This window comes from Neobacillus citreus, assembly GCF_018343545.2.
Lineage (GTDB): Bacteria > Bacillota > Bacilli > Bacillales > Cytobacillaceae > Neobacillus > Neobacillus citreus.
The window spans coordinates 49,110-55,868 of record NZ_JAGYPE020000035.1; the positions used below are offsets into that span (position 1 = coordinate 49,110).

Here is a 6,759-nt window from a genome sequence, read left to right on the forward strand (position 1 = left end):
GATTTTATTAGAAAGAGTAATTATAAGAAGTAGCTGCTGTAAGGTTCTTACTATAGAAACAATTGATAACGTAAATATCAGTCAAGGAGATCATAAATGTGAACGCGATTAATACTTCGAGAGATGTTGCTGAAGAAAAACAAGAAACGGTCATGAATAAAATATTAGGAGTAATCAGTGGAAGTTTTGCGCCTATTCTAGGGGTTCTTGCTGGATCTGGACTAATTTCAGCTTTATTATCGATTCTAATGACATTAGGGTGGATATCTCCTAAAAGCGGAACCTTTGCCATTCTTTCTGCAGCTGGACATGCTATTTTTTACTTCTTCCCAGTTTTTCTCGGCATTACATTAGCAACAAAGCTTGGAGCTAATGGCTATGTCGGCGGTGCAATCGGTGCTGCACTTTTGGAACCCCATTATACGGATTTAGTTGCATCAAAAGCTCAAAACGTAGATTTCTTAGGGATTCCGGTTATATTAGCAAACTATTCCTCAACCGTTTTTCCAATATTAATTGCTGTTTCCATATACGCAGTATTAGATAAGTTTTTGAAAAAAGTAATATATAAAGACTTACAAATGTTTTTGAATCCTCTTATTTCATTAGCAATTATTGTTCCCTTAACCGTACTTGTTTTTGGCCCTTTTGGTACATATGTGGGAGGGGGCTTAGCATTTGTGATCAAATTTTTAAGTGCAAAAAGCGGCATTTTGACAGGAGCAGTGCTGGGGGCTGCATGGTCATTCTTGACCATATTAGGTCTTCACTGGGCAGTTGTTCCAATCATGATTGCGAATTTGGCAACCGGCGGTGACCCGATTAGCCCAATGGTAGCAGCAGCTCCATTTGCGCAAATCGGGATGGGTCTTGGGGTTCTCTTAAAAACTAGGGATCGGGACTTGAAAACACTAGCCGGATCAGGGCTTATTCCTAGTGCCTTAGCTGGTACAACTGAAATCATTACATACGGCATTCTAGTGCGTTACAAACGAACGATGGTGATTGTGGCAATTGCAGGAGCAATTGGTGGAGCGATTAATGGGGCATTTGGTGTAAAAGGGACTGCCTTTGCTCTCCCAAGTTTCTTGTCTATTCCTGTCTTTACACCAATTGGACTCTATTTAATTGGGACTATTGTGGCGTTAATACTTGCACTGGTTCTTACATTAGTGATTGGCTATGAAGGAAAGAATAACGCGGTAGCTTCTAAAACTGTTAAAGAATTTGGCTTAGCGGATGTAAAGAGAGAAATCATTTTAAGTCCGTTAAGCGGAGAAATTATTCCTTTAAGCAAATTGGAAGATCCGTTGTTTTCAACTGAAATGGTAGGAAAAGGGATTGCGATTGAACCATCCAAGGGTGAGGTGGTTTCCCCGGTGAATGGTATGGTTACCACTCTTTTTCCAACTGATCACGCTATTGGAATTACATCAGAAGATGGGGCTGAAATCTTAATTTATGTTGGGGTAGATACCATTAATCTGAAGGGCCAATTTTTCACACCGCATGTAAAACAATGGGATTCTGTGAAGAAGGGTGACTTGGTGATTTCATTTAACATTAAAAAAATTAAAGCAGCAGGCTACGATGTTAAAACTCCTGTAGTCATTACCAATTCCGGTCAATATTTAGATGTAATTCCAACTAAAGACTTTAGTGTCGAAAAGAAAGATGAATTAATCAGACTTATTGTATAACATAGAAGGTGAGGGATCGTTCCTCACCTTTTCCTCTGGTTGAAATAATTTATAGTGATAGTAATAAACAGATAACGAAAAATTAAATTTTAAAGGGCCTGTCTACTACCCGCATTAAAGGTGCGAGCGGACAGGTCCTTTTTTATGTCATGGTGTCGAATTTTTTGTCATATTTTTCTACATAAAATTACAATTACATTACAAATCCGACAGTTTCATTGTTTTTAGTCTAATGGGAATATAAACTAATAATAGATTAAGAAATTGAAATAATAATAGGAAGCTAGAGGAGATTTGTGATGATAAGAAAACTATTTACATATACAGTATCGGCTGTCGTCCTCGCATCTTTGATACAAGCAACACCTGCTTTTGCAGAACCAGGAAATGTCACACAAAGCCAAATTAATGCGACTCAAGGGCATGTCGATGACCTTGAAACACAAGTTCAACAGTTAGATAACCGAATTAACTTAGCGATAGAGAATAGTCAAAAATTGAACGACCAAATTCAAATTCAACAAGGGGAAATCGAAAAATCCAAGGTTGAAATTGAAAAAGCAAAAAATGACTTGGAAGCTTACAAACAGGCTTACTCCGAGCGGTTAAAAAGCATTCAGGCAGAGGGTAAAATCTCCGTCGCCGCATACGCAGAGGTCTTGCTTTCATCTAATAATCTATCTGAGTTTTTAACACGCTTTTCAGCGATTTCGCAAATTATTCAAAATGACACGGACAAACTGAACGGGTTAAAGGAAAAACAGCAAGCATTAACAGATGCAGAAGATAAACTGCAAAATGAGTTAGCTAACTTAAAAAAGAGCCAGGTAGCATTAGCTGCTGAACAGAAACAGATTGAAGAAGATAAAGCTGCAGTTGGGCAGGCATTGGCGGCAGCCCAAACCCAATTACAAGACCAACAGGACCAATTCGCTGCTCAACAAGAGGCAGAGCGTCAGGCTCAAATAGCAGCAAGGGAAGAGGCAGAGCGTCAAGCACGCTTGGCTCAGCAGCAACAGCCACAGGTGCAGCAGTCTTCCGTCAAAACTGCTTCAAACCCAGCGTCAGCGCCAACGGTTGCCGCTGCCAGTCCATCTGATCCCGATGCGGCAAATAAGGTTATTTCTTATGCAAAACAATTCTTAGGCGTTCCTTACGTTTGGGGCGGTTCAACACCAAGCGGATTTGATTGTTCTGGATTCACATCGTACGTGTTCAGAAATGCAGTAGGGATCAATCTTCCGCGAGTGTCCAGTTCCCAGCAGGGGGTTGGAACGAGAATCTCACCAAGCCAAGTGCAGCCAGGTGATTTAGTATTTAGGGGTAACCCTGCTTATCATGTCGGTATTTATATTGGAGGCGGCCAGTATATCCATGCGCCGCAAACAGGTGATGTGGTGAAGATTGCATCTTACGACCCGTCTAAATTCTCAAGTGCATCTAGAGTATTGCGCTAAAAGAAGTATACAATAGCAATGGAGAAAATATGGAGAAAAAACGCTTAGAGTAATTCTGCTCTTGGCGTTTTTTTATTATAGTAAGTTCCAAATATTTGTTTGTTTAATAAATTAATTATTGATTTACTGAAAATGGATATGCTAGGATAATAGTATAAATGTAAACGATACCAAGTGACTATGGTTAAGTATCTTGGACAAATGCTATGAATAGACAAGGATGCCTGATTATTTGGCATCCTTTCTCTAATAAACTGCAGTTTAATATTTTTTTAAAGGGATGATATCAAATGAAAAAGGTTCGTTGGGGTATTTTAAGTACTGCAAAAATTGCCCAAAGAGAGTTAATCCCTGCATTTGGCCGAGCGCAAAATGCGGAAGTGGCGGCTATCGCCAGTGGCAGTGGAAAAGCGGAGGAAGTAGCGGCGAAGTTTAACATTCCAAAAAGCTACGGCAGCTACGAGGAACTTCTTCAAGACCCCGAGATCGATGCTGTTTATATTCCACTGCCTAATCATTTACATAAACAATGGACGATGGAAGCGGCAAAGCATGGCAAGCATGTTCTTTGCGAAAAACCAGCGTCGATAACTCCTGATGAAACAAGGGAAATGGCGGAGTTTTGCCGGGAGAAAAATGTGAAATTTATGGAAGCCTTTATGTATCAGTTTCATCCGCAGCATGAACGGGTCCGGGAAATTATTGCCTCAGGTGAAATCGGTGAAGTGAAATACATGCGTGCTAGCTTTTCATTTTTACTTGCCCAGCGGGAAGGGAATATCAAAATGGATAAGCAAAAAGGCGGCGGAAGTATTTATGATGTGGGCTGCTACTGTGTCCATGCGATTCGCAATGTATTGCAAACAGAACCTGTCGAAGTCCATGTTCATGCCAACATCGACCCGGATCATCAGGTCGATACTTCAGCATTTGTCTACATGAAACTAGAAAATGGAATGACTGGTTATTTTGATTGCAGCTTTGATATGACATTTAGAGCTGAGTATGAAATTATCGGAACGGAAGGGAAAATTCAAGTCCCACGAGCATTCCGCCCAGACCATCAAGGCGGGGAAGGCCAAGTCATTATTCAGAAGGAATTCGTTAAAAGAGAAGAAAAAATTACCGGCGATATTTATAAATTAGAGGTCGAACATATTTCAAACGTCATTTTAGAGGATGGTGAACCATCCTACACCGCAGAAAATTCAATCAATAACACAAGGGCAATACAGGCTTGTTATGAATCCATTAAAACCGGTCAGATTGTACAATTGACTTAATCCCAGAAATCTAAAGCCGAGAGATGTTCTCGGCTTTTATTTATTAAGTTTATAATTTGTAATATCGGCGAAGTAAGTAAGAAACCCATTTACAATGAGGATGATTTCGAATATTTTCAATTAATCCCTTCACTATTGCATGACTAAAAGATTGTTCTCCTAACTGCTGCTTTAACAGAATCAACGATTCTTTCTCAATTGGCTCTTCTATTTCTGCGATTTTTTGTTCAAGAGTGTCTAGGATTTGTTCCTTCGTTATTTCTTCATTCATGGGCTCCATCATGTGGTGAAGCTCCATAGAAACAAATGGCACGGTGGCGTTGTTAGCCAGCAAATTTGTTTTTTCCACAAGGGAGTCAGCCAGTAACTTCAAATCTACTGGAATGCTGTAGAAAACAAATAAATGAGAATACATATTCATAAAGCTTTTTATCGAATACATTAAGTCATATTTTATCTCTTGGACTCTGCCCCCGTATAAACGTTCAATCATCGAAAGGATAGTGTCCTCTAATAATTTGTCATAAGATCTCATTTTTTGAATGAGCTCTTTATTCAGTGTTTGCGACTGCTCCTTCATGAGTACCTTGGCAAAGTCAGAATGCTTGTGAAAAGACTGATAAATTGAATAATAAAATTCGTATAAAAGCTGCTCATCGTTAGTATCTCTGACTATGCGGTCAATGTCGGTAACAACCTGCATCATAAACTGGTCGATTAAAGCAATAATCAATTCGTCCTTTGACTTAAAAGACAGATAAAAAGCTCCTTTAGATATACCGCAATGCTCAGTAACTTGCTGTACCGAAGTGGCCTCAAACCCTTGCTCCGCAAAAAGCTCCAGCGCTTTTTCCATAATTAATTGTTTCTTGATCATCTATTGACCTCGCTCCTATGGTCTTTCATTGACAAATGACTGATTGGTCATTATTATAAGGAATTGAGTTCATTAAGTCAATTTAGGGCAGGTGTAATAGTGAAAGGGTTAGTCAATTTTGTCTTGAGAAATAAATTAGCAGTTTGGTTATTGACTATCATCATTACGGTATCTGGTATTTATTCAGGTATACGAATGAAAACCGAGATGATTCCCGATATTTCCATTCCGTACTTAATGGTAACGGACGTTTATCCTGGTGCCACCCCAGAACGGGTCATGAAGGACATCTCCATGCCAATTGAAAAAGCGGCGGAGGGCCTTGATCACGTTAAAGCCGTTTATTCCAATTCCTATTCAAATATGGCGAGCATCCAGGTGGAATACGAATATGGTATCGATATGGATGAGGCAAAGCGCGAATTAAAATCGGCATTGGATTCTTTGAAATTGCCGGAAGGGGCGCAGAAACCAACGACAACTGCGATCAGCATGAATATGATGCCTGTCGTTGCGCTAAGTGTCAGCAGTTCAAAAGAGGATATTGTTGAGCTTACATCAACCGTTGAGGAAAGCTTGGTTCCTAAAATCGAGAAACTTGATGGTGTAGCATCTGCAACCATTACCGGTCAGCATATTGATGAAGTTGACCTTACCTACAATAAGGCTAAAATGGCTGAGTTAGGTTTAACAGAAGATAAAGTAAAGCAAATGATTCAAGCAAGCAACATGGCCGTTTCCTTAGGACTTTACCAGTTTAAAGAAGGGGAGCAGGCTGTTGCGATTGATGGAAAGTTCATGACTGTGGATGAACTAAATAATATGCTAATTCCTGTTACACCATCAGCTGCTAATCCATCACCGGTTGTGAAACTTGGCGATATTGCTGAGGTTAAAACAATCGGTAAGGTGCAATCGATTTCCCGAACAAACGGTAAAGACGCGATTGCTATTCAAATTGTCAAAGCTCAGCAGGCTAATACTGTTGAAGTTGTTAATAAGGTAAAGAAACTAATAAAAGATGAAAAGGCCAAATATGATGGGCTTACTATCGATGTAACCCTTGACCAAGGAAAACCAATTCAGGAATCTGTGAATACGATGGTAGAAAAGGCCGTATTTGGCGGGTTGATTGCAGTTCTAATCATCCTATTATTCTTGCGTGATTTTAAATCGACGATTATCTCTATCATTTCAATACCAGTTTCGATTCTCATGGCATTGTTGATTTTAAACTGGATGGATATCACCTTGAATATCATGACGCTCGGCGCGGTAACTGTCGCGATCGGCCGGGTGATCGATGACTCAATAGTAGTCGTGGAAAATATTTATCGACGCCTGCATCTAAAAGAAGAGAAGTTAACTGGGCGCGCCTTGGTCCGTGAAGCGACTATTGAAATGTTCAAGCCGATTATGTCCTCGACATTGGTAACGGTCGC

Annotated in this window: 5 protein-coding genes; 4 read left to right on the plus strand and 1 reads right to left on the minus strand. The window is 39.9% G+C overall.

Translation table 11 applies throughout. The features are described from left to right. Positions 1 to 98: 98 nt before the first annotated feature. The 3 genes from KHB02_RS17950 (at position 99) to KHB02_RS17960 (ending at position 4,440) form a co-directional block, all read left to right on the plus strand. Positions 99 to 1,700, plus strand: a complete 1,602-nt coding sequence (locus tag KHB02_RS17950) for a glucose PTS transporter subunit IIA (protein WP_241113935.1) — start codon at positions 99 to 101, stop codon at positions 1,698 to 1,700. Between the two features lie 299 nt (positions 1,701 to 1,999). Next, entirely contained in the window at positions 2,000 to 3,157 is a 1,158-nt protein-coding gene (locus KHB02_RS17955; RefSeq protein ID WP_213146598.1) for a C40 family peptidase, read from the plus strand. Positions 3,158 to 3,447: 290 nt separating this feature from the next. Continuing rightward, positions 3,448 to 4,440: a Gfo/Idh/MocA family protein gene (locus tag KHB02_RS17960; RefSeq protein WP_213146599.1), complete on the plus strand. Its 993-nt coding sequence runs from the start codon at positions 3,448 to 3,450 to the stop codon at positions 4,438 to 4,440. A 49-nt stretch (positions 4,441 to 4,489) separates the two neighbouring features. Here KHB02_RS17960 and KHB02_RS17965 read toward each other — a convergent pair whose 3' ends face one another. Continuing rightward, the gene (locus KHB02_RS17965) at positions 4,490 to 5,317 is read right to left on the minus strand and encodes a TetR/AcrR family transcriptional regulator (RefSeq protein WP_213146600.1); all 828 of its coding nucleotides are present in this window, start codon (positions 5,315 to 5,317) and stop codon (positions 4,490 to 4,492) included. Between the two features lie 99 nt (positions 5,318 to 5,416). Between KHB02_RS17965 and KHB02_RS17970 the strand changes: the two genes are divergently transcribed. Beyond that, the coding region (locus tag KHB02_RS17970; RefSeq protein WP_241113936.1) for an efflux RND transporter permease subunit at positions 5,417 to 6,759 on the plus strand (1,343 nt) is incomplete at its 3' end.

Excerpts from the sequence above, each read along its gene's own strand:
- KHB02_RS17955 (WP_213146598.1), top strand. The coding sequence starts at position 2,000 with ATGATAAGAAAACTATTTACATATACAGTATCGGCTGTCGTCCTCGCA.
- KHB02_RS17960 (WP_213146599.1), top strand. The coding sequence starts at position 3,448 with ATGAAAAAGGTTCGTTGGGGTATTTTAAGTACTGCAAAAATTGCCCAA.
- KHB02_RS17965 (WP_213146600.1), bottom strand. The coding sequence starts at position 5,317 with ATGATCAAGAAACAATTAATTATGGAAAAAGCGCTGGAGCTTTTTGCG.